The organism is Mesobacillus maritimus, assembly GCF_044803185.1.
GTDB classification, from domain to species: Bacteria; Bacillota; Bacilli; order Bacillales; family Cytobacillaceae; genus Mesobacillus_B; species Mesobacillus_B maritimus_B.
Window position 1 is genome coordinate 3448216 of the sequence record NZ_CP085225.1, and the last position, 23135, is coordinate 3471350.

Sequence of the window (23135 nt, forward strand, 5' to 3'; positions counted from 1 at the left end):
TATCAAATTTAAACGATGCTTAACATTAGTGGGCGGGACACTACGCCCTCTATCCCCTCAGCAAATGCGTTAGGGACTGCTTTTCGTATGATATTTCCGGCTGCATTCACATCTGCGTGAATGTAGCTTTTTTCTTTTGTAAGATACAAACCTCGCTTTACTCTACGGCCACTAAACAAAACTTTCGTTTTACCTCCTTTTTGATAGATTGGAATTTCATCCATATCCACAAAACTAGCTTTAGATGTGTAACTTTCTTCTTGTTGTTTGACTGCTATACCATATTGTTCAGCTTTGTACGTAATCATCTTTACTAATATTGAGTGAGGTAGGGATTTGAAATTTTGCTTATCCTTCTTCTTGATGGACACCTCTATTTTCCAACCTTTATTAACCCCAATAACGATGGTACTCACTTTTCGTGCAACCGCCGTTTTAACGATTTGATAACTTGCTTTATGGAAGTAATCTTTTACTTTGTAAAATCGTTTGCGATCCAACCGAGTTAATTGGTTACTATGGAAATTACCTTCCTTCGGACCGTGGCCGTGTCGTAAGACACTGTAGTAATGAGCGCGTTGCTTATTATAGTATTGATTGATACTCTTTATTGCTTTGCCCTTGATAATTACAGGTGCAGCCCCTGTATTATCGACCATGGTTGCAAGGCAATCTACACCAAGATCAATGCCCATAACATGCTTTTCATCTAATTCTACATGCTTTTTATCTTCCACTTTAACAATTACTTCGACTGTGTATTCTCCGTATTTAGGGATAATCCTTACTTGTTGGAGTTTCCCCTTTAAACCAAGTTTCCCGACATTTAACTTTTCTTTGGTAAGAGGGAATTTCAGGTGTTTTCCGTCTTGAAACGTGCATACCTGATTCGAAAATACACATTCTTTCCTTGCATTCTTTGGTGCATACTTCGGTAATTTAGGCCTGCCTGTATATTTTTGAGGATTCACTTTGTAGTCTTTCAGACTACCGAAAAAGGATTTCCAATTTTGAAAGACCATTCGCATAACTTGCTGATTGACCTGACCGGGTAACGCAAGATAATCCTTATTCCCCGACACTTTGAATAGGCCATCTAAAAAACCGTAGTTAACCAACTTTTTATCAGGAGTAGGGCACTTAAACAAAGTCGCATCTTTTATTTCTTTTCGTTGGTCGATAGGCTTTTTTGACTCCTTTTCACGCTTCTTTTCTACTGTTTTTATTTTTATTTCATTCATTTCGGACAGGTGTTTTTCTATGAGGTCGAAGACCTCTTTTTGCAAAGGCTGTAGCTCTTTTTCTTTTTCAAAAGCAGTGAAAACCTGTCGGATGTGAAAGTTTGTTGCATTGAAAAGATTCTTAGCCGAAAACGTCATACGGTCACAATATTCATAGAATCGATGGCCTTTTTTAATAAGTATTTGTTGGGTGTTATACATCATTTCACCTCCTTTGTTTATAGTTTATACCAAAACAAATGTTCTGTCTAAAACAAAACCGTTCGCCATTCATCTCATCACTAAAATAACGAGTGTTCTGGCGAACAACTATAATATAAATAAATAAACCAAGTCCAAACAAAAATGAAAATATCGTAAAGAACTTCATCTCTACGAACAATGAAAAAAATACATCTACCCAGTAATCAATCCCCGAATATTCGACTCCCTGCCCATAAAAAGACTTCATAAATACCGGGGAATGGAACGCTGGCATATTGACCAAAAAGATTCCAAACAAAGCGAAACCACGAATGATGTCAATTGTTAGGATTCGGTCTTTTCCTGTGATTGGCGAATTGTTCATCCCTTCTCTAGTTCATGGAAAATATTAGCACTTTTATATTATACATGCGAACTTATAAGGTATCTCAATTTTTTTATTTTCTTTCCCAAAAAAATCAGCCCCCTTAATTAGGGAGGCCAATGTGAACCTGATTCTCTGTCTCAACCAACCTTCCATACTTGTAGCCTTCAATCAGTACATGTTTTTCATGCTCATTTAGAGGGCGCTTCCACTTTTGTTCTAAATAATAAATCACTTCATTATAAAAGATCGGATTATACTCAAACGGCTGTTTCATAGCAGACTCCTTTTTCAAGATATTTATCCCTATTATTTCCAGAATTACTCACAATTAACGCATTTCATAAGGCTGTTTTCGGAAAGATTGTGGTTTATATCGGAAAGCAACACTCTTCAAGAGAAGAACTTTTATAAAGAAGTTACGAGGTTACAGCAAGACGCTTGGATTGAAAAGGATCCAAGCGTCTTGTTGTAATCCTTTCAATTAGGCTCTTTTCTCAACTTTGTTGCTCTTGGATACAAAATAGGTTGGATAAAGCTTTTTTCACCATAAAGTAGCCTTTCAATTATGAGAAAAGAGCTTGCAAACTTCCTATAACTTACAAAATAGCTTATCTTGCATTAAAATCGGCTTTGAGATTTTAACAACAATCTTTACGAAAACAGCCTTCAATTAACTTGATTTAAAACGTTTGATGGGTTTCTTTCGGTAAAGCCCCTAGTTCATACAAGATTGCCGCGTCACTATTCTCACACCAAAGTTCTTTCACCTTTCCGTCCTTAATGGTAAAAATCATTATGCCCGTTTCCTTCACTCGTTGGCCTTCAGGAGGGATATTGAACCAACCCCCTTTATACGTCATCAACCCGGTATAGCGAACCACTAATTTATTCCCTTGTTCAATTAAATCCTCTAGTACCCATTGATCATCGTGAAAAACACTACGATACCATCGCATAAATGCTTTCATCTGTTCCCTGGAATTGTCCCCGTTTCTTCCATGATAAACAAAATCTTCTGTCGTAAGCTCGTCCAAAATATCTAAATTGCCTTTGGTAAAATATTCGTTAAACCATTTTTCAGCAATGATTCTTTTATCCCCGCTAATCATCATTGTAGCCTCCCTAGTCTTGACCTCTACTAAAATATTTCCCTTCGTTTATGTACTTTACTTTACTATCCTATCGAGAACTAGCCTAGCCTTTGTAATATCCTCAGATAACTTTTTCCTCTTAATTCTTAGGTACTCAGCAAAAACTAGTTTATAAGAAAAACCGGATATAAAACCCATCCGATTTTATACCCGATTTAACCTAGTATTTTTTCTACACGGTATCGCAACCTAACGATGAACCTAAAACTTCCGTCCTCCGCCGCCGATTCCGCCGCCACCGCCGGAAAAAGTACTTCCGCCGCCGCTGTTGTTGTTCTTTGGAATTTTCACCTGCGTGACGATTGTATTGTAATGTTGATCTCGTTTTCTCGTAACACTGAACGAATTATCTTGCAAATACGTTCGGGCGTTGACCGTCGAACGTCCTCTATTGCCCATCGCCATTATCCCAATCACAATTCCCCCAATCGCAAGCGAAATGAGCAAATAGATTCCTAGTTTTTCAATCATGCTTAGGTCGCTAGCAGAACTATCTTCCTCTGTATAAGCATAACCCGACTCACCCGAATAACCTGATGATTCTTCTGTGTCATGAACCGGAGGACCTGCCGCCATCATACTCTCAACTTCTTCCAGGAAGATTTGCGCACTTTCACGGTAATTCTCTTCCCCTAAAGGCGGATATACACGATCGAGCAATTCTTCCACTCTAACGGCGTCAATATAATCAGTCCCCTTATCTCTAGTAAAAATATAGACTTCACGTTCATCCATATTTAACAGATACAGAACCCCGTCGAGTGTGCCTTCATAGCCAAACCCATGCTCTTCATAAAAATCTAGCGCATAGTCACTCGACGATTTCCCCTGACTATCATTTGTCGTGACAATCACGATATCCATTTCGGTTTGTTCGCTTAAACTGATTGCCTGGTCATTGATGTCAACTCGTTCTTCTTCCGAAAATAAACCGGCCTCATCGTATACTTTTTCATAAGAAGCGAGCACATTGGTGCCTACCGCAAACAGAAGCACCACCAGCAACCCCAGCAGCAGGAAGGATTTTTTTATTTTCACCATAAAAATTGCCCTCCAATCAACATGGCCGCAAACGTTGCCGCTGATACTCCGCTAAACCATGAAGCCGCTCGCCCTGCACTAATCGGCAATTTACCCGCGATTTTCCCGGTCTGCCCGTTCATCGCAAACATATACGTTTTACCTTTAAATTGGTACGTGAACATCCACACCGGCAACAGCACATAGGCCGCTCCAACATTCTTCATTTTTATATCCGTATCCTTGATATTCACCGTACTATAGCCTCTTATCGTTTCTCGCAGCAACGAATTCATGTTGTCGCGAATCAACCCGGACACTCTGCCATACACATCGTTTTGGTCCATATCGTATTTCTCCGCTAAGTAGCCCGACAAATACGACATCGAAAAATCGGTAAGATCTTTGTAGTCGTATGGCTCAAGAATACTCATCAGCTCATCATCCATTTTTTTCGAACCATCGGCAGGCACATCACGGAAAATCGCTTTCCCTTCGCGGTACACATGATAATATTTCGTTTCCGTATAACGCGTATCGCCACTTATATACGTCCGAACCCTCGTTGCATCCCCGCTGATTTCTCCATTTGAATTGCAATCGAACAACCAAAACGGCACATAAATGCCCGACAATTTTTCAAGCTCCGAAGTGGAGGTGAACTGTTTCGAAAGCAATGGTTTTTTCTTACACCAGTCCACAAACAACTCCGTCGCTTTCTCACGATTGAATTTAAACGGAATCACTTTTTCCGGACGATATTCTCCTTCCAACCTGCGCGGAATGATGGTCGGATTATGACAGTAATAACAGAACGTCGCCGCTGTCGTGTCATCGGTCACAATTTCCGCGCCGCAACTTTGGCACGTATAACCCATCGCTTTTTCCTGAAACTCCTGGTCTTGCAGCTGATGCTCTTCTAGTACCGCTGAACTCGTTTCCGCCTCTGCTTGCGCTTGCTCGTTTTGGATAAAATCACGAACTTCTTGCTCACTAAATTCACTCAGACAATAATCACATGTCCAGTTTTGCGTTTCCGCCTTAAACGCCAGTGGACCGCCACAATTGATACATTTGTAAACAATAACACCCATGCCCATTCACCTCTTTATCGGCCTAAAATTTGTTTCCACATTCTGGACAGAACTTCATGTTTACATCTGCTGAAGGAGTGAATCCACATTGACCACAAGAAAGGGCTTCTGGCTTTTTATTTCCACAATTGGAACAGAACTTGCCGCTGTTTTCATTGCCACATTCACATGTCCACATATCGTTTTGCGGTTTTGCTGTACCACAATCTGAACAGAACTTGCCTTCATTAGAATGGCCACAAAAACATTGCCAAGCGTCAGCACTGTTTTTAGCTGGCTGAGCATGCCCTTGTTGAGCTTGATGAGCTTGGTTAGCCTGCTGATTTTGCTGTGCTTGTTGCTGCATTTGATAGCGGTTCGTTTCAGCAGCACTTTGGGTAAAACCTCCCGCTCCCTGCATGCCCATTCCCATGCCGACAAACCCATTCATCGCGCCACCTTCATTCGATCCAGCCGCTTCCAATCCGCGCGCAATCGAACCTTGAACATACCCTTCCCGGACGGATGGGTCCTGAAGCATCGCCCCTTGGTTACGCATATTGATGAGTTTTTGCGATTGTTCATCATACGTAATGCTGTTGATCCCGACCGATTCGACCTGCATTCCGCGCATTCGTGTCCAATCTTCATCTAACACATTGGACATATATTTCGCTAGTTCCATGCCCCTCGAAGCCACAAAGGAAATCCGAATGCCGTCACTCGACATTTGGTTGATTGCCGTTTGCAACGCATTCATAAACTCAGACAAATATTGAGCATTGATTTCCTGAATTTCTACGATACTTTTATTTCTTGGAATCGCTTCTTCAAAGAATTTAAGCGGATCAACAATTTTAATCGAATACGATCCATGCGCCCGTAAAAACAACTCTGCATTATAAAAGTTATCAAAATAGTTAATCGGATTCCGGGTCCCAAACTTGATTCCTTTGATTTCTTGTAAATTGATAAAATACGCTTTTTGGGAAGAAGACGGCACGCCACCAAACTTGATTCGGTTGAACGTCTCTTTAACCGCCTCATCTAGTTGCCCATTAAAGACCGAAGGCATCGACGAATTAACCACTTGGTAATATCCTTCTTCAGCGGTGTAATCAATAATTTTTCCGCCATCAACCAACAGCATAAATTGGTTCGGGTGGACATGAATAATCGAACCGTTCGAAATCGTTGTATCCGTCCCTTTTTTATTATGATTCCGTTTATCTTTGGCGCGCACTTTCACCCCAACCGACATCACCGTTGAATCACTCATGCTTTGCGGCTCAATTACTTCCAACCAATGATCCGCAAAACCTCCACGAACAGCATCCACCGCGGCTTTAATAATTCCCATGAAAACTCCCCCTCATATCTTTTTCTTTTATAAGTTCTACTGTATAAATGAATAAAAGGTTTCAATCTCTTTCAGTATAACATGTGGTAGCTGGAAAATTATGGGAAAAAGCCGATCACCAAGCAAAAATTTCTGTTCAGGAACGGATTGATTATATGAAAGTAAATCATTTTGCCTCTTTAAATTTATCAACCGGAAGTATATGTTAGAATAATAAGAATTGTAAAAATTACATAAAGATTAAAGATTTCTCGGGGGAAGAGAATGAAGACTTTTTTTAAAATTAATGGGATAAGTATTTTGTATGCTCTTATGCTTTTGATCCCTATAGAACTCTTGTTAAATGTTCTGCGGATTAGTAGAATAACTGGATGGAATTTGAATGTTGTTTGGATGGTAATGGGGATTAGTGCAGTCGTTTCTTTTATCCTTCTTTCTTCAATCATTTTCTATTTCACAAAAAAGTTGCTAAACAATCGAAAATCATCTTTTTGGTCGGTTCTACTTTGGCTACCGTATCACATTCTTTTTATTTTTATTTTTGCTTCTTTATTTCCTGTAACGAACCCTGCAGATGAAGGCGGTCCTGGCGATGGGATTATCATTTTGGGCTTTTTATTCTTTTATCCCTTCATTGTTTTCGTACTCAATTCATTTAGTGCCTATACAAGTGCTCCAGAGAATAAATAGTATCGTCATTCCAGTAACAAAGTACATACTAAAACACAGTGCTTCTCTTCTCGCTCTTTATGCTATAATTTGGGAGGTAAAATAAAGATAGAGGTGACCATTCTTGGCAATACATGTTGTACTATATCAACCAGATATTCCGTCTAATACTGGCAATATTGCACTGACTTGTTCCGCAACGGATACGGCCTTGCATTTGATTCGACCGCTTGGCTTTTCAACAGATGAAGAAATGTTGAAAAAAGCAGGTATCGATTTCTGGCATTCTGTAAATATCACGTATTACGATTCATTAGATGACTTTTTCTCAAAAAATCAAGGTGAATTCTACTATATTGAAACGTTTGGTGAAAAAACACATTCAGGCTTCGACTTCAGTGATGTGGCAAAAGAACATTATTTTATGTTTGGAAAAGAAACAACCGGTTTACCAAAAGATTTACTAGAAGACAATAAAGACCACTTCCTGAGAATCCCAATGAATCAACATGTTCGCTCCCTGAACCTTTCAAGTACCGCTGCGATTTTGGTGTATGAGGCCTTGCGCCAACAGGGATTTCCCAATTTAAAATAAAAAAAATCTTCCGTATTGGAAGATTTTTTATTGTTAGGAACCAGGGGTTGGCTGTCCCTGTAGCCTTCTTCTACCTTCTTTCATTATATTGATAAGGTATTTTGAACAACCTTTTCATCTTTTAGTTCCTTCAATATGAAGAGGACTCCCCATCCGTAAACAAGGAAGATAGCCAGTGGTACAAGGGTGAACGCGTGGTTAACAAACCAACCGCCAAGGATTAAGGAGGCTAGACAAGTCGCAAAGGTGACAAATAAGTAGGCTTTGCTTTTATAAATCCACATATATGGGAGGAAATGAGAGCCTCCAAGTAATCCAATCGTAAAGGGCAAGTATTGTGGAATATGTTTATAAACGATAATAAAGACCGGAATAAAGAAAGCCTGCGGAAAGGCAACCACTCCCCCTAAAGTCCCTAACGGATTATTTGTAGATAAAAGATTTACCCCAAGGAGTTTACCGAGTAATAACCCAAATGGGAAGATGACCGCTAATCCAAAAATCCAAACTAAATAAACAACTTCCATTGGTAAAAAGAACGGGAGAAACGCAAAAATTAAAAACACAATTGAACCCGAAAGCAAGATTGGATAGCCTTTTTTCGATTCTGAAATGATTTCAGATTGTAAGTTTTCAAGAGTTTTCGACATAGCCGCACCCCTTTGAATCTGATTTTTCTAACTACTTTCACTATAACAAGTTCCCTAAGGCATTTCCATTATTTTCTATATGGACAATCGGTTTGAAACCCCTTCCGTCGTCAATTACAGATACAAACAGCTTGGACGACTGAACCTACAACCCTCATTGGTAAATATTGAGTAATTCTAAGCAGTCATTTATACTTGAAATATGTAAATTTTCAAATTGATTTAGGAAGTATTTTTTTGAGCATGAAAGGATGGAAAATCATATGAAATTAGGCGCGTTTTCTGTGAGCTTAAATGTTAAAGACATTAAAGTTTCAAAATCTTTTTACGAAAACCTAGGTTTTCAAGACCTTGGTGGTGATATTTCCCAGAATTGGCTCATTATGAAGAACGAAAATTGCGTAATTGGACTGTTCCAAGGAATGTTTGAGAAGAACATCCTGACTTTTAACCCAGGATGGAATCAAAATGCTGAAAACATTGATTCGTTTACTGATGTTCGAGACCTTCAAGCACAACTTAAAGAAAAAGGAATAAAGATATTGTCTGAGGCAGATGAAGCAAGTGAGGGGCCAGCATATTTAACCCTTGAAGATCCAGACGGGAATCAGATTTTAATCGATCAACACCGATGATTATTAGGCTTATAAAAACCGGTTCTTCTTCCGTGGATAGAATCGAAGTTTAATACATAAAAACTTGCCTGCCCCTAATAAACGTAAATGCTACTGTCCATCTAGGGTCAGGTACGTAATTTTGCCTTTAGATAATTGCTTTCAGTTTTAAGTAATCACTTTTATTAAAGCTTTATTAGGCAGAGATTCTATTTGGCGTTCTCGTCTGGTTGATGGATGCCAAATATATTTCCTTCGGTATCAATATAATACCCCTGCCACGCCATTCCAGGTAGAGCATATTTTGGCATAGCCACTTGTCCACCATTGGCAAGAATCTTTGCTTCAATGGAATCGTAATCTTCTACTCCCATTGTACATGCATAGCCATTCAATGCTTGTCCGGGTTGTGGTGGAGGACCTTGACGTTTCATCAACGCACCGTTAATTCCAGGCTCTTTGTCATCGCCAGTCACAGCTCCAAAATACGGCATGCCTGCAAACTCGCTATAATCTTCATAGGTCCACCCAAAAACTTCTCCATAAAATTTTTTTGCTCGCTCCATGTCATCTACATGAATTTCAAAATGCACTAATCTTCCCATTCCTACCTCCTAGTTTTTAAGAGCATTGGATGCTCCTAGATATTGAAATAGTAGAATTTCCTACTACTACTTTTGATTTCCTTCTCCATTATCGTAGTAAATATGGAAATTTATTCAATTATTATTAATGTCTGTATCCAATTTGTACAACCTACAGCTTTAACCTATTGATATGGTTCTATCTACTCATTCATTTCTGCAAATGGTGAATCAATGCATCTAGATCTTTCGTACAGGCCTTTTTAAAGCTTCCGGCCATCATTTTACCGAGCAATTTCGTTAAACCAGTAAGTCCATTAATCTCCCCGTCCAAGGTAATCTCTGTATGATCATCCAATGAAGTAAGCGTGTATGTAAACACAAATTCCCCTTTCCCAGTTGTCCCTTTTGTTCCATCACAACGAAGCACAATTTTAGTTGGTTCATTTAATTCAACCACTTCAAAGTGCTCTGAAGACTCTTTTCCAAACATCTTTCTTGTTTCCTTCCACTGACTTCCTACTTTCATTGGGCCATCATCCAACCGTTGAATCCCGACGAACCCTTGCATCCACTTTTTAGCTTCATCAAGGTCAATCAAACCTTCATACACATTTTCTCTAGATAGCTTGGCAGTTCTTTTCACTTCAAAACGTATGCTCAAGATCAAATCCCCCTTTTATCCAATTTTTTTACCGAAGCACGTACACAGTACAACTCGTGTTACTTATAGTTCAACACACCCTATCTTTATTCCTTCTTTGGTGCAGAAGCAAAGGGACGTACCCCGAGACGTACCCCATGCTCCTCAATATTTTGGGGTCAGTCCCCCCGCTTTACTAATGCGTTAATGCTTTACCATACTGGGGGCAGACACCGTTCCCTTCACAATATTTCTTTCAAAATTAGAAAAGGGCTACCAGAGTAACCCTTTTTTAACGAAAACCCGTTTGCATAACAACAACTTCAGAACACACCATTCTCATTGGGGGAATTTTCCGGTATTGCCTGACCCACATCCCATAACTCTGCTATAAGGGAGTTATGAAAGCGGAAGATATGAACCACTGCTCCCCCAAGGTCATCTTGGTTTTGCTTTACATGGGAGTGAACCGCCACAACATCACCTTCTCCGATAACTCTTTTTACCTCAAGGACTTTTTGAGGGTTCTTGGTAGCATTTTCTTCCATTGCAAGCATAAGAGAGTCAGCATCCCCACGGAAAAAGGGATTATGATGGCGGAATTCTGGACCAATGTACCTTTGGTATGCTTGGCGGACTTCCCCCGATGCAACCAATTGCAAAAACGAAACAGCCTTCTCTTTTAAAGAATTCTTCATTACCTATCATCCTTTCGATATAGAAATGTCCTTGTTATTTCACTATTCTAATATGTAATTAATTTTCTCTTCTGTGTTTTCAATTAATGAGTTTATATCCGCATACCCATGATAACGAACATGTATCACAGCTTTTCCTTTGGAAGCAAAAATTTCCTTACGCTCCTTTTGTTCATGAACCATTAAAAGATCAAAATCTGGGTGTTTGGATTCAACGACATCCTCAACACTATAGTCATACGCATTTCTTTTGATTAAATGAAGCTCCGCCCCATACTTCATGGAAGCACAGTACGTAGCCGAGCTTCCTGCTTCACACCATACTATGTACCCCATTGACCGAAAACACCTGCCCTGTGACATATCCCGAAAATATTCTTGTTCATCACTAAAGGTAAAATTCACCAAGATTTCTCCCTCCTTTGTCTTGCCTATCTATAATGCAAAAAGCGTGCCAAGTTGCACGCCCTTATTTATCCAGCTTTTTCAGTTTTGTTTTTTTGCATAGATGCTATTATTCGCAAGAATGCGAATCAGTTTTGCAAAATGACAATTAGTTGGCAGGATAGCTCTTTTTTTTATATGCAAAATAAAACAAGGTATTGCTTTGAAAGCAATACTTTTTCGGTCTAGCACTTTGGGCATACCTTATGATTCATTTTGTTTTAGGATGATTTTTTAAGTAGATGAAGACCCTAGTTAATACGATCGCCATCAGTAAAATCCCCAAATAGTTTAGAAATAGATAAAAATAATTCATCCCTTTATCAAGCTTGATTAAATCCCAAGAAGCCAAGACCGGCTTGAAAAAGAAAGAGAAAAAAGCACTTGTTAGTACACCATAAAGGAATACATTCTTATTGTTATTGATACACCACTGATACACCAACATAAAGGTGACAGGAACCAAAGAGGCATCTAAAGCAAAGTTCACTGGCATAATCGGGATGACCTGAAAGGGATAATATACGTGCCCTGTCCTCATGGCGATTGCATCCGAATAAGTAAACCAAGTATGTATATTAAATCCATAAAATCCAATTTGAAAGACCTTTGTTCGATCAATTTTAAAATAATTGAGAACAAGAGGTACCACTAACATCAAAAAAATGACCCAGAATGGGCCTGTCCCTGCATGTGAGAATTCCTACCAATAATCCAGCCACATGGAAACAACCTTCTCCTGTAATTCCAAAATCTCATTTAGTCTTTTGGCTTGCTCCTTGGTCACCAACATGGTCCTCTCACTCCTGCTTCTCTTTAAAGCTAGTATTGGTAATAAACAGGATCAATATAAAAAATTTTTCGTATAAATGAAAAAAAGCACTGGGGACGTACCCTGTGCTCCTCAGCATATGGCAGATCCCAGGCTTTTTACTTCTCAACAATTTGAATAAGGTTTCCACATGTATCATCGAAGACCGCAATCGTGACGTCGCCCATTTTGGTCGGTTCCATCGTAAATTTAACGCCTTCGTCTATTAGTCGCTTGTATTCTTTGTGTATATCTGGCACGCCAAACATCGTTGCTGGGATGCCCTCAGCTGATATTTTCTGCTGATATTCCTTTGCGGCAGGATGGGCGTTCGGTTCGAGTAAGAGCTCAGTACCGTTTGGGTCATCTGGGGATACTAGTGTTATCCACCTGTATTCTCCTACTGGTACGTCCTCCTTCTTTACAAATCCGAGTTTTTCAGAATAAAACGCCAATGCCTTGTCTTGATCTTGCACAAATAGACTCGTAACAATTATTTTCATACTGGCTTGTCTCCTTTGACGTGTGGCTTATTTCATCTATAAATGTGTTTCCAATGAGTAGGAAGTTCAAAAGTTTCAAGATGCTCGAACTTTACTAGTTTATATTGACTCTGGTTAATGCCGGGTGCTAGCTCAAATGTGAATCGGTCTATGCCAACTTGTATATGGGGACCAACAACAGGGGCTACATCAAGAACCAGCAAAAAGTGAAATGTGCGATCTTCCCCGATTCTTTCGGCCTTAATTACCTCGATTTGATACGGATACACAGTCGGCTCTACATTGATTATTTTTGAATAGTAGTCGTTTACTTTACAATCAATTTCTGGCCCCAACAAAGTCATCAACATATCTTGATAAAGCAATTCTTTTGTATCTGAAAAATGATTTGTTTTTCCAGCAGGATGAGGGATTTGGTAAGTCAATATAATTGTAAGGAAAAGAAATACTGACATAGCTTTTTTCATATCATTTCTCCTAAAAAGTTATGACCCTATCTTTCCCTACGAATGAAACTCTTATCACGTTCTTAGAATACGTCCTCATGCTTCTTTTGAAAACAGTCTTTGCCTTCATTTCATTTTTCCTCTGTCTGAGCGACGGTATTTTCAATTCGAATACATGCATTCGGTAAAACAAGCCCTGCTTGAATTTCCCTTCCTTCGAATATTTACTCTATTTATTTTAAACTATACAGATATCACTTTTTGAAAGCAATCTCAAACCAATCGTTGGGAGCTTTACGATGGCCCTATAACAGAGCCGAAATAGTAAAAAGCAGGGGGCTTCTCCCTGCTTCTTAGTGTATTTAAATAGCAAAGACAAGAGGAAAAAGGACGGACCCTCCTTCCCTCCCCCTTCTTTCTAGACGCTTTGTTGTTGCTCTTGACGCAATTTCTTTGCGGCTTTTACCATATTTTTAAGAGAAGCAATCGTTTCCTCTTCTTTACGGGTTTTCAATCCACAATCAGGATTAACCCAGAACTGTTCCTTGGGAATAACCTGCAGGCTATCATTTAAGATGTTCTCAATTTCTTCGACACTTGGCACACGAGGACTATGAATATCATAAACTCCTAAACCGATTCCCAATTCATATGGGTTACGTTTCAGAGATTGAATCAATTCACCATGACTTCTGGACGTTTCAATGGAAAGAACATCTGCATCAAGCGCACGAATTGGTTCGATAAAATCATTAAATTCACAGTAGCACATATGCGTATGAATCTGCGTTTCATTTTTCACACTTGATGTAGCTAGTTTAAATGCCTGAACGCTCCATTCCAAATATTCGTTCCAATGTTCTTTACGCAGTGGCAAGCCCTCCCGTAAGGCAGGTTCATCAACTTGAATAATTGAAATTCCTGCTTCTTCTAAGGCCTTAATTTCCTCTCTTAGTGCTAAGGCAATTTGGTTGGCTACTTCTTTTCGGGAGATATCATTACGAACAAAGGACCAATTTAAAATCGTTACAGGCCCTGTTAACATGCCTTTGACATGCTTTGACGTCCATTTTTGTGCCTCTACTACTTCCTTTACCGTCATCGGCACAGTCCACTCGACGTCTCCATAAATAATCGGCGGCTTTACACAACGCGAACCATAAGAGACGACCCAGGCTTTTTCTGTAAAAGCAAAACCGCTCAGCTTTTCACCAAAGTATTCCACCATGTCGGTACGTTCAAACTCGCCATGAACCAAGACATCCAGACCAATCGCTTCTTGGATGCTAATCCACCGGGCCATTTCCTTCTGTACAAACTCATCATAAGCAGCATCTGTTATTTCATGATTTCGCCATGCTCTGCGCGTGCGTTTTACTTCATCAGACTGTGGGAAACTGCCGATTGTCGTGGTCGGATAATAAGGCAAATGAAGTACTTCTTTTTGCAACACTTGTCGTTCCTTAAAAGCTAGCGGTCTTGTAAAATGTTCCGTCTTTACTTGCGAAACAAGCTCCTTCACGCGTTTATTCTTTCTTGCCTCATGCAGGGCAATGGCTTGATTAGCGAGCATGCTTTGTGAAACACTTTTATTTCCGTCCCAATCCACATCACATATATAAGATTTTAATTGTGTTAGTTCAACGATTTTCTCGTCGGCAAATGACAAAGCATTCCTTAGTACAGGATCTAGTTCATTTTCTGAAGTGGTCGTCACAGGTACATGCTGCAAGCTGCATGAAGACTGAATCCAGGCCTCCTTCACTCCGCTCAAGGATAAAACAGCCTTTGCATCCAAGGCTTGCTCAGCCAGATTGGTTCTCCATATATCGCGTCCGTTGACTACGCCTATCCCTAAAACTTTATCTTGAGGGAAGCCGTATTTATGGAGTGAAGCCATATTTCCTTTTCTGCCATGTACAAAATCCAGGCCAAGCCCTGAAACTGGCAATCTAGATAACTCTTCAAAGGCTGATAATCCTTCAAAATAGGTTTGTAGCATGATTTTTGCTGCTGGTACTTCTTCCGCTAATTGCGTGTAAATAAATTTTACTAGTTTTATCTCGTCCTCACTCATGGAAAAGACTAAAGCAGGTTCCTCTACTTGAATCCAGTTTGCCCCTGCGTCTACCAGTTGCTGCAATACTTGTACATAGAGTGGCAGTAGTTTTAAATAAAACGAAGCTTTGGATGTATCATCATATCCTTTAGATAATTGGACAAACGTATATGGACCAATGATGGTAGGCTTTGTAATCAAGCCTACTTCTTCTTTTGCTTCATTAAAATAATCCAGAAGGTAGTTTTTCGTTACCTTCATCGAACTATCCTCGTACTCCGGGACGATATAGTGGTAATTCGTGTTAAACCATTTGGTCATTTCACAGGCAACAACATCCTTTGCCCCGCGAGCCATAGCGTAATACGTTGTCAGGTCGACTGTTCCTCCTGTCCATTTATAGCGAGTAGGAACTAGCCCAAACATAGCAGCCTGGTCAAGCATCCGGTCATAAAAAGTAAAGTCTCCAACCGTCAACAAATCAACCCCAAATGAAGCCTGTCGCTTCAAATGATCTAAACGAATCTTTTTCATGTCTGAAAGAAATTCCGCTTCGGTTATGCCCCCCTTCCAAAAAGACTCAACACAACGCTTCCACTCCCGATTTTCCCCAATGTACGGATAGCCAATGACTGTACTTACCAACTTCATTTCATGTCCTCCCAAATTTTTATTTACATTTTTCCAAATACAAAAAAGCCATCTCCAGGAAGGAAATGGCTCTACATTCAAGTTAAAAAGTATGCTAAAAAACACATGTTACTTCTAACTCGCTTGTCGTACAAAAATGGTCACCACCTATTTCCACGTAGGTATTTGGTGTGTACTAGAGTATGGCAGGTCTCCTGGCTTATCATCAACGCTCCTCACACCTTCCCATCCTATGACAGTGGTATTTGTGATTCACTCCGATTTACAGTTGCGGGACAGCGACGGATTCACACCGTTCTTCCCTTTTAAGCCAAGCCTTAGCTTGGCACCAACTCTTACACGATATGTAATTTTCAACAATATACCATATTCACTTGAACTTGTACATAATTTTCTGAATTTCGGAATATAGGCATCAAATCCCCAAAGATGGACGAAGGACTGTTCCTTCGTTCCCGAAGTCATGCTATTATGAATAAGTAGTAGAAAAAAGATTAGGTTGTCCCTTCAGGATGGATATACCTTTTTTAATAATTTTTCCGGCAATTAAAGAAACACCAATAGAGTAAGAGAATAATAAGTTTACTTTATGATAGAAGGGATTTTTGATGTACAACAAAATCATTCATTTTCCAAGCCAATTACCGAATCTTAATCGTGCGAATGTCCGAAACGATGTATTAGCTGGGCTTACGATCTTTATCATGCTCGTTCCCCAAGGGATGGCCTATGCGATGCTTGCTGGTCTTCCACCTGTGATGGGATTGTATGCTTCAACGATTCCACTATTTATTTATGCTTGGTTTTCTTCTTCGAAGCATTTGTCGATTGGTCCTGTTGCCACCACTTCCTTACTGGTCTTTACAGGGGTGTCAATGTATGCAGAACCAAATTCAGCAAACTATATCTCACTCGTACTTGCTCTTACCATCATGGTAGGAGGAATCCAGCTTTTATTCGGCCTTTTGAAGGTCGGCTTTATAGTAAAATTTATCCCTCATTCTGTTTTAAATGGATATACGTCAGCAGCGGCCATTGTGATTGCTATGAGTCAGTTCAAACATCTACTTGGTGTAGAGGGTTCGAATCATTTGCAAATTCACCTTCAATTCGCCGAGCTCTTGAAACATGTGCAAGAATTGAACGTATATACCGTTCTGATCGCATTAGGGAGTATTGTAATGCTTCTTGGATTTAAAAGAATCAAAGGATTTCCCGGTGCTTTTATCGTTGTGATTTCATCTATTGTCCTTGTTTCTCTCCTCCGTTTAGATGATAAAGGGGTAGATATTGTCGGGAGTGTTCCGAACGGCTTGCCATCCTTTGCTTTCCCTCTCCTTACGTTAAATACCATTCAGATGTTATGGCCGATGGCGTTAACGATTGCGATTATTAGTTTTATGGAGTCGCTTGCGCTTGCTAAAGCAGTGGCGCGGAAGGCAAAGTATAAAATCTATCCGAATCAAGAACTAAAGGCCTTTGGGCTAGCGAATTTGATAGGGGCATGTTTCCACTCTTTTCCGATAAGCGGTAGTTTTTCGCGAACAGCTGTCAATAAGGAAGCAGGTGGTTACAGTCAACTAACTTCGGTTATCACCGGTCTTTTAGTCATAGTGACCATCCTTTTCTTTACGTCCTTCTTTTATTATTTACCTTATGCTGTCCTTGCTGCAATCATCGTGGTATCTGTTTATCGATTAGTAGATATAACAGAATTAAAGCACCTATTCCAAGTGAACCCATTAGAAGGATGGACGTGGATTACAACTTTTACGATTACGCTAGTTGTAGGGATTCAGTGGGGCATCTTATTGGGTTCCATTTTTACACTGCTATTGATTTTAATGAGAAGTACCCATCTTAATATTGTGGAGCTTGGGTATTTAGAATCTAAAAAAGAATTTCGAAATGTCAATCGATATCCAGAAGCCCATACACTAGAAGACGCATTATTGGTTCGAATCGATTCTTCGTTACATTTTGCCAATAGCTCTGTTTTAGATGAAAAGATCAAAGGGTTTCTACGAAACAAACCTGAAGCGAGATATGTGATAATCGATATGTCAGGAGTTAATGACATCGACACCATTTCGGTTGAAACGCTAGGTGAAATGATTGAGTATTACCAGGCAGAGGAAAAGATCACGTTCTTATTCGTGCACATGAAAGGAATTGTACGCGATAAAGTCAATAAAGCCGTATGGAGAAGAACCTATAAAGAGTCTATCAATCTATCGTTAGAAAAAATGTTAAAAGAAAAAGGACTCAACTACAAACACACCCGAAAATTCATCCCGGATGTATTGGATTATCAAATTTAAACGGGACAAGGGGACAGGTTCATTGTCCCAGCGACGGCAAGAAAACTACGGTCAGTATTTAAAAAGCAGGTGGATCTTCACCACCTGCTCAAGTTATTGAGAAGCCTAGGCGTTTAATTGGCTACATTTTCGGGTTTTTACACTAGTAGCAGTCATTTTTTACTCCCCTTTTTAGGGTGTTTAATTCCTATACAGGGAATAAATAGCATACACCCTACCGTATCTACGCATATTCTCAACCTCCTACTACTCTTTTTCCACTCTAGGTCCACAATTAAATGCTTTTTTGCACAAAAAACTAATGACTTAACTAAAAAAGGCCTTTTGAGGTGGGTATTTTTATCCTTAATCGACCATTACATATGAAAAAACCTTAAAGAATACCCCTCCATCAAGAGGTTGTTGCTCGTAACTTTGATTTTATTCCCTGTTACGAGCATTTTATTCCCTGTTTTAAGAGATTTATTCCCTGTCAGGGAATAAATACTTTACGCCGTACCGTATCTCCAAATGATAAATTAGTAATAAAGAGACCGGAACACAAAAATTGTCGAGAAAACTACCTTTTCTCGACAATCTTCTTCTATAAGTCTTCATCACTTCTGTATTCTAAAAGATCTCCAGGCTGACATTCTAATGCCTTACAAATTGCTTCTAATGTGGATAACCTGATTGCCTTTGCCTTGCCATTTTTTAAGATAGACAAATTCGCCATCGTGATTCCAACCTTCTCCGAAAGTTCCGTGACGCTCATTTTTCGTTTCGCCAACATTACATCAATATTGATAATTATCGCCATTGTAGTCACCTCAGACCGTTAAATCATTTTCAGATTTTATATTGATCGCTTCTTGTAAAAGCCTTTGGAGAACTGCAGCAAAGACAGCGATTACCATTGGCGCACCAACCATGACCATCCCAACTATGATGAGACCCGGAGCGTCATCCCACTCCGCAATGATAGCAACGAATGGGAGAGCTACCACATACAAGCCACTAATTGTGATGGCACATTTTTTAATACTCTTTAAAGCTGTTACGGAAATCTGCGAGAACGCTTGGTTCTTGTCAATATAACTTAAAAGTTTTAAAGCCTGATACAAGGCAAAGTAAAACGGAATCGCCGATACATACATAATAATTAATAACGCAAATACTACATAAGCCAATGTTGCACCAGTTGCCGCATGTTTCATAGCTTCTTTTGCTAACTGAGGCAACAAAAAGATGCAGGCAGCAAGAACAGGAACTCCCATAATAATAACAGCTAACTTTAAAAACAGTGTTGATCCTTGTTTCATTTTAATAGCACCTCTCAATTTAATTATGTTCTGAGTTTAGCATGTTATTTATCGTTTTACAATAAAAATTTATCTAAATAACAATGTTTTTTATTGAAATACGTTTACCTATATTACCCCGATTCCTTATAAGTGATGGTAATCACCAAAAAAACAACCCTTTTGGTATATGCTTTTAAAGGATTAAAATCTAAGCTGATAACCGACGAAGTTAAATAAACAGTGAGGGGAGATAGGATAATGGAGACTGTGAACCTTAAATTATGTGCTCCTCTACAACAATTAAAGGACGAACATGTTTCGTTGAGGGCAGAGATGGACCTTTTCTATGAAACTACTGAAGAAATCGAGTTCGAATCAGGTCATGCCGTGGTTCAACTATTTGCGAAATTATACGAGCTGGTTTCTGCTTTTACGAATGAATTGAAAGCCCATTCCAAACAAGAGGAAGAAGCATTGTTCCCAATGATGGTCCGGCGTCTTGGAAAGAATGATAGGATAATCGATGAAATGGAGGAAGAACATGAAAAGGCAGAGCAGCATTTAGCGGATTTTCTAACCGAGGCTGGCCAAGCAGGAATGAACTTAGATGAACATAATGCCCAGTCGATCACCGTTTATGCTGTCCAAGCTTATGCAACCTTAATTCAACACTTTGCAAAAGAAGAAAAAGTGCTGTTTCCGTTAGCAGAGAAAATCCTCTCATTGGACGAGAAAAAAGACCTTGAACAACTACTTCATGCACGAGCCTTATAAGTTTCAGAGGTAGAAAATAAAAATGAACAGTGTATTAGCAAGCGAATTAAAAAATTCGTTTGCTTTTTTATTATTTAACAAATGATTTCCTGAGTATTGTGATAAAATCACTAAGTGGATGGTTTATTATTAGGGGGACTGTAAGTGAGAAAAACGAGTAGATTTCTCTTCTTTTTACTTTTTATATTACTATTCTTGAATGGGTGTAACTTAAATGAAGTTAATAAAGAAGAAGATATCTTTCAATTTAAAGATTCATATGTAGGAGATGCGGGTGCTGTTGGAAATATTACTAATCTCTTACCAAAACCCAATGGAGAACAAGGTAGTGGACTAGAACTGAAAACGACTGAAGAACCTTATGGTGTGATTTTGAATTATGCCTCAGTAGAAAAAAGCGAGGGCACGGAGACAAATTACGAAGAACTGGCTCTATATAATGCAACCTTTATACTTGCATTAGTCCATAACGCTGACTGGGTTACATTTAATTTTGTTGAGCAAGAGTTTGTTGTAACTAGAGAAGAATTGCAGCGTTTTTACGGAACAGATATAAGAGAATTCAACAATGAAGACGACCTAAATAGGTTCATCCAAGAAAATCTAGAAGATAAAAATAAGGTTACTCAATTTTTCAACTAACCATATAAGACAAGGAAAAACGCAGAGAGTTTAAAAAAACTCTCTGCGTTCTGGCTATTTAGCAGCTTAACCTCTTTTTACACATCTTCCCCATCCCCAATTTTCCCAACATAATCAATCAAAAAGTGTAAAACAATCAGCGGGATAATCGACCCTAACACGATATACAAAATAGCAAAAAATAGACCAACAAGGCTTGTTCTTATTACATTTCCAAACCCTTGATAAGTATGAGCTAGGCCGAATAATAAAGAGGAAATGATTAAAACGGCCCAGAGCGAAAAGGATGGAAACAACGCGGTTAAGCTAAAGATGAGAAACCCGCGATAGATAATCTCCAGCGGTACATGAAACGAAGGTCCAAACCTTTTTATTTTCTTGAGAAACCGGCATGATTTCAGTAAACTGACTTTTTGCAAGTTCTTGCTTCTGCGCTTGGATAAGTTTGTTTCTTAGCTTTTCACTAACCCTAGTGCCGACCACATAATAAATAAGGATAAGAAGATAAACACTCCCTAAGCCGAGGGCGATATAACTGACCCATGGCCCTAATGTTTGCGTATTCCACTGGATCCCACCTAAGCCGATATCGCCAATAGTGAGTGGTCCTATCAAAATCATCCCAAGGATGACGAGTGTTGGCACCCAAAGCCCTATCATGACTTTTTCATAATACCTTACTCTCTCCTTAGGATTCTGACGTACGCGTTCCTTAAATCTCTGAAAGTCAAAATATCCATAGACCGGTTCATAGGTTACTAGAAAAACAATTAGCAGCCAATACCAAATCTCCATTACAAATCCCCCATTGATAAAATGGCACTCATTTCTTCAAAAATACATCTCTTAGGTTACTTTATTCACCTCTCTTTTCACATAGTATTGGCTACTGTAAAAACAGGATCATCCTGGTGAGCATCAGGATGCGTAGGAGTCCCCCCTAGCAAGTTTATCCTATTGGTTTGAATCGCTCTATGTTTCATTTGGAAAAGGACACTGAACCACAATCACCGACCCCGATGGCTTAGGGAATTACCCGCAAAGCAAAATAGCTTATAAAAATAACCCTATATGCTAAGATTAAAATGGCAAAAGCTCTTATGATGCTGCATGATTTTTTATTAATATTGGAGGACTCCTACATGAATCAACAAAACCAAGCTTTCTTTTCTCCCTTTACGCTTCCAAATGGCGTGGAATTAAAGAATCGGATTGTGATGGCGCCGATGACAAACTTTTCTTCTAACCCAGATGGCACGGTAACCGACGCTGAAGTAGACTATTATGCTCGCCGTTCCAGTGGTGTTTCCATGGTGATCACCGCTTGCACCTATGTTACTCCAAATGGAAAAGGATTTCATGGTGAATTTGGCGGTGATACAGATGAGATGATTCCAAGCTTAAAACGAGTAGCAACATCCATAAAAGAACAAGGCGCAAAAGCCGTTTTACAAATCTTTCACGGCGGTAGAATGTGCCCGCCCGAATTGGTTCCGAATGGAGAAATTGTCAGCGCCAGTGATATTCCTGCTGAAAAAGGTGGCGTTTCAACAGAGGAACCAGATGTGAAACCAAGAGCGTTAACAGAAGCTGAAGTCGAAGAGATTATTGTCGCCTTCGGAGAAACGACTCGGCGTGCGATTGAAGCAGGCTATGATGGTGTTGAAATCCACGGGGCAAATGGGTATCTCATTCAACAATTCTTCTCTCCTCATTCGAATCGCCGTGAAGACCGGTACGGAGGCAGATTAGAAAAACGAATGACCTTCCCTCTCGCCATCGTCGATGAAGTAAAAAAAATTGCAAAGGAACATGCTCCAGCTGATTTTATTATTGGCTACCGTTTTTCACCAGAAGAACCCGAAACTCCTGGTATTACAATGGAAGATAAGTTAAAGCTGGTGGATACGTTAGCAGATAAAAGGTTAGATTATTTACATGTTTCGTTAGGGGAATTCTTTTCAAAACCTAGAAGAGGAGTAGAGGACCTCAACAAAACGCGTATCGACTATTTGCTCGAAACCATTGATAATCGTGTCCCGCTGATTGGCGTTGGTTCGATCTACTCTGCGGAAGATGCCCGCAAAGCCTTTGAAACAGGGGTTCCATTACTAGCATTAGGCAGAGAACTGATCATTGACCCTGATTGGGTTCAAAAAGTAGCAGAAGGAAAAGAAGCGGAAATCGTGACCGAGATTGATAAAAATAAACAAAAAGAATTGGTGATTCCTGATCCACTATGGAATGCCATTATCCATACACCTGGATGGTTTCCGGGAGTGTCATGAAAGTAAACTCCTAAAAATACACGCTGGGACTATCAACGTTCTAA

General features: G+C 39.5%; 27 protein-coding genes and 1 riboswitch. Of the genes, 7 read left to right on the forward strand and 20 right to left on the reverse strand.

Annotation, left to right across the window (positions count from 1 at the left end; translation table 11 throughout):
* Window positions 1-8: 8 nt before the first annotated feature.
* From LG336_RS16600 to LG336_RS16630, 7 genes are all read right to left on the reverse strand, one after another.
* Window positions 9-1463, reverse strand: a complete 1455-nt coding sequence (locus LG336_RS16600) for an RNA-guided endonuclease InsQ/TnpB family protein (RefSeq protein ID WP_404333200.1) — start codon at window positions 1461-1463, stop codon at window positions 9-11.
* Entirely contained in the window at window positions 1447-1809 is a 363-nt protein-coding gene (locus LG336_RS16605; RefSeq protein ID WP_404328594.1) for a hypothetical protein, read from the reverse strand. Before LG336_RS16605 ends, LG336_RS16600 begins: the two co-directional genes overlap by 17 nt.
* Before the next feature lie 103 nt (window positions 1810-1912).
* A complete protein-coding gene (locus LG336_RS16610; RefSeq protein ID WP_404328595.1) occupies window positions 1913-2086 on the reverse strand; it encodes a hypothetical protein in 174 nt (57 codons plus the stop codon).
* Between the two features lie 406 nt (window positions 2087-2492).
* The gene (locus tag LG336_RS16615; RefSeq protein ID WP_404328596.1) at window positions 2493-2924 is read right to left on the reverse strand and encodes an ester cyclase; all 432 of its coding nucleotides are present in this window, start codon (window positions 2922-2924) and stop codon (window positions 2493-2495) included.
* 240 nt (window positions 2925-3164) lie between these two features.
* Window positions 3165-4004 (reverse strand): TPM domain-containing protein, encoded by an 840-nt coding sequence (locus LG336_RS16620; RefSeq protein ID WP_404328597.1) that lies wholly within the window; start codon window positions 4002-4004, stop codon window positions 3165-3167.
* On the reverse strand, window positions 3998-5077 hold the full coding sequence (locus LG336_RS16625; protein WP_404328598.1) for a hypothetical protein: 1080 nt from the start codon (window positions 5075-5077) through the stop codon (window positions 3998-4000). The genes LG336_RS16620 and LG336_RS16625 overlap by 7 nt, the downstream gene beginning before the upstream one ends.
* 22 nt (window positions 5078-5099) lie before the next feature.
* Entirely contained in the window at window positions 5100-6416 is a 1317-nt protein-coding gene (locus LG336_RS16630) for an SPFH domain-containing protein (protein WP_404328599.1), read from the reverse strand.
* 264 nt (window positions 6417-6680) lie between these two features.
* Here LG336_RS16630 and LG336_RS16635 point away from each other — a divergent pair, with 264 nt between their 5' ends.
* Together LG336_RS16635 and LG336_RS16640 are read left to right on the forward strand one after the other, a co-directional pair.
* A complete protein-coding gene (locus LG336_RS16635) occupies window positions 6681-7106 on the forward strand; it encodes a hypothetical protein (protein ID WP_404328600.1) in 426 nt (141 codons plus the stop codon).
* A 103-nt stretch (window positions 7107-7209) separates the two neighbouring features.
* Window positions 7210-7680, forward strand: a complete 471-nt coding sequence (locus LG336_RS16640) for a tRNA (cytidine(34)-2'-O)-methyltransferase (protein WP_404328601.1) — start codon at window positions 7210-7212, stop codon at window positions 7678-7680.
* Between the two features lie 83 nt (window positions 7681-7763).
* Here the strand turns inward: LG336_RS16640 and LG336_RS16645 are convergent, their stop codons facing one another.
* On the reverse strand, window positions 7764-8330 hold the full coding sequence (locus tag LG336_RS16645) for a DUF7010 family protein (protein ID WP_404328602.1): 567 nt from the start codon (window positions 8328-8330) through the stop codon (window positions 7764-7766).
* A 263-nt stretch (window positions 8331-8593) separates the two neighbouring features.
* Between LG336_RS16645 and LG336_RS16650 the strand changes: the two genes are divergently transcribed.
* The gene (locus tag LG336_RS16650) at window positions 8594-8965 is read left to right on the forward strand and encodes a VOC family protein (RefSeq protein ID WP_404328603.1); all 372 of its coding nucleotides are present in this window, start codon (window positions 8594-8596) and stop codon (window positions 8963-8965) included.
* 188 nt (window positions 8966-9153) lie between these two features.
* Here the strand turns inward: LG336_RS16650 and LG336_RS16655 are convergent, their stop codons facing one another.
* The 8 genes from LG336_RS16655 to metE form a co-directional block, all read right to left on the reverse strand.
* A complete protein-coding gene (locus LG336_RS16655; protein ID WP_404328604.1) occupies window positions 9154-9549 on the reverse strand; it encodes a VOC family protein in 396 nt (131 codons plus the stop codon).
* A gap of 190 nt (window positions 9550-9739) precedes the next feature.
* On the reverse strand, window positions 9740-10192 hold the full coding sequence (locus tag LG336_RS16660) for an SRPBCC family protein (RefSeq protein ID WP_404328605.1): 453 nt from the start codon (window positions 10190-10192) through the stop codon (window positions 9740-9742).
* A 302-nt stretch (window positions 10193-10494) separates the two neighbouring features.
* Window positions 10495-10869, reverse strand: a complete 375-nt coding sequence (locus LG336_RS16665; RefSeq protein WP_404328606.1) for a nuclear transport factor 2 family protein — start codon at window positions 10867-10869, stop codon at window positions 10495-10497.
* Window positions 10870-10911: 42 nt separating this feature from the next.
* On the reverse strand, window positions 10912-11205 hold the full coding sequence (locus LG336_RS16670) for a hypothetical protein (RefSeq protein ID WP_404328607.1): 294 nt from the start codon (window positions 11203-11205) through the stop codon (window positions 10912-10914).
* A 319-nt stretch (window positions 11206-11524) separates the two neighbouring features.
* Window positions 11525-11971, reverse strand: a complete 447-nt coding sequence (locus tag LG336_RS16675) for a CBO0543 family protein (protein WP_404328608.1) — start codon at window positions 11969-11971, stop codon at window positions 11525-11527.
* Window positions 11972-12243: 272 nt separating this feature from the next.
* Entirely contained in the window at window positions 12244-12627 is a 384-nt protein-coding gene (locus LG336_RS16680) for a VOC family protein (RefSeq protein WP_404328609.1), read from the reverse strand.
* Between the two features lie 32 nt (window positions 12628-12659).
* Window positions 12660-13094 (reverse strand): DUF3888 domain-containing protein, encoded by a 435-nt coding sequence (locus LG336_RS16685; RefSeq protein ID WP_404328610.1) that lies wholly within the window; start codon window positions 13092-13094, stop codon window positions 12660-12662.
* Window positions 13095-13491: 397 nt separating this feature from the next.
* Window positions 13492-15783 (reverse strand): 5-methyltetrahydropteroyltriglutamate--homocysteine S-methyltransferase, encoded by a 2292-nt coding sequence (gene metE, locus LG336_RS16690; protein ID WP_404328611.1) that lies wholly within the window; start codon window positions 15781-15783, stop codon window positions 13492-13494.
* Window positions 15784-15949: 166 nt separating this feature from the next.
* A riboswitch (cobalamin riboswitch) is annotated at window positions 15950-16131 on the reverse strand.
* A 260-nt stretch (window positions 16132-16391) separates the two neighbouring features.
* Between metE and LG336_RS16695 the strand changes: the two genes are divergently transcribed.
* Window positions 16392-18104: a SulP family inorganic anion transporter gene (locus LG336_RS16695; RefSeq protein WP_404328612.1), complete on the forward strand. Its 1713-nt coding sequence runs from the start codon at window positions 16392-16394 to the stop codon at window positions 18102-18104.
* Window positions 18105-18687: 583 nt separating this feature from the next.
* Here the strand turns inward: LG336_RS16695 and LG336_RS16700 are convergent.
* Window positions 18688-18903, reverse strand: a complete 216-nt coding sequence (locus tag LG336_RS16700) for a helix-turn-helix domain-containing protein (RefSeq protein ID WP_404328613.1) — start codon at window positions 18901-18903, stop codon at window positions 18688-18690.
* A 10-nt stretch (window positions 18904-18913) separates the two neighbouring features.
* The gene (locus LG336_RS16705; protein WP_404328614.1) at window positions 18914-19405 is read right to left on the reverse strand and encodes a DUF2975 domain-containing protein; all 492 of its coding nucleotides are present in this window, start codon (window positions 19403-19405) and stop codon (window positions 18914-18916) included.
* A gap of 240 nt (window positions 19406-19645) precedes the next feature.
* On the opposite strand from LG336_RS16705, the gene LG336_RS16710 reads away from it, so the two are divergent.
* Together LG336_RS16710 and LG336_RS16715 are read left to right on the forward strand one after the other, a co-directional pair.
* Window positions 19646-20161: a hemerythrin domain-containing protein gene (locus LG336_RS16710; RefSeq protein WP_404328615.1), complete on the forward strand. Its 516-nt coding sequence runs from the start codon at window positions 19646-19648 to the stop codon at window positions 20159-20161.
* A gap of 144 nt (window positions 20162-20305) precedes the next feature.
* Complete coding sequence (locus LG336_RS16715; protein WP_404328616.1) at window positions 20306-20803, forward strand: DUF4825 domain-containing protein; 498 nt, start codon at window positions 20306-20308, stop codon at window positions 20801-20803.
* 77 nt (window positions 20804-20880) lie between these two features.
* On the opposite strand, the gene LG336_RS16720 is transcribed toward LG336_RS16715, so the two are convergent.
* Complete coding sequence (locus LG336_RS16720; protein WP_404328617.1) at window positions 20881-21222, reverse strand: CPBP family intramembrane glutamic endopeptidase; 342 nt, start codon at window positions 21220-21222, stop codon at window positions 20881-20883.
* Window positions 21110-21598, reverse strand: coding sequence for a hypothetical protein (locus tag LG336_RS16725; RefSeq protein ID WP_404333300.1), 489 nt, complete (start codon window positions 21596-21598; stop codon window positions 21110-21112). The genes LG336_RS16720 and LG336_RS16725 overlap by 113 nt, the downstream gene beginning before the upstream one ends.
* Before the next feature lie 347 nt (window positions 21599-21945).
* Here LG336_RS16725 and LG336_RS16730 point away from each other — a divergent pair, with 347 nt between their 5' ends.
* A complete protein-coding gene (locus tag LG336_RS16730) occupies window positions 21946-23091 on the forward strand; it encodes an NADH-dependent flavin oxidoreductase (protein ID WP_404328618.1) in 1146 nt (381 codons plus the stop codon).
* Window positions 23092-23135: the final 44 nt, after the last annotated feature.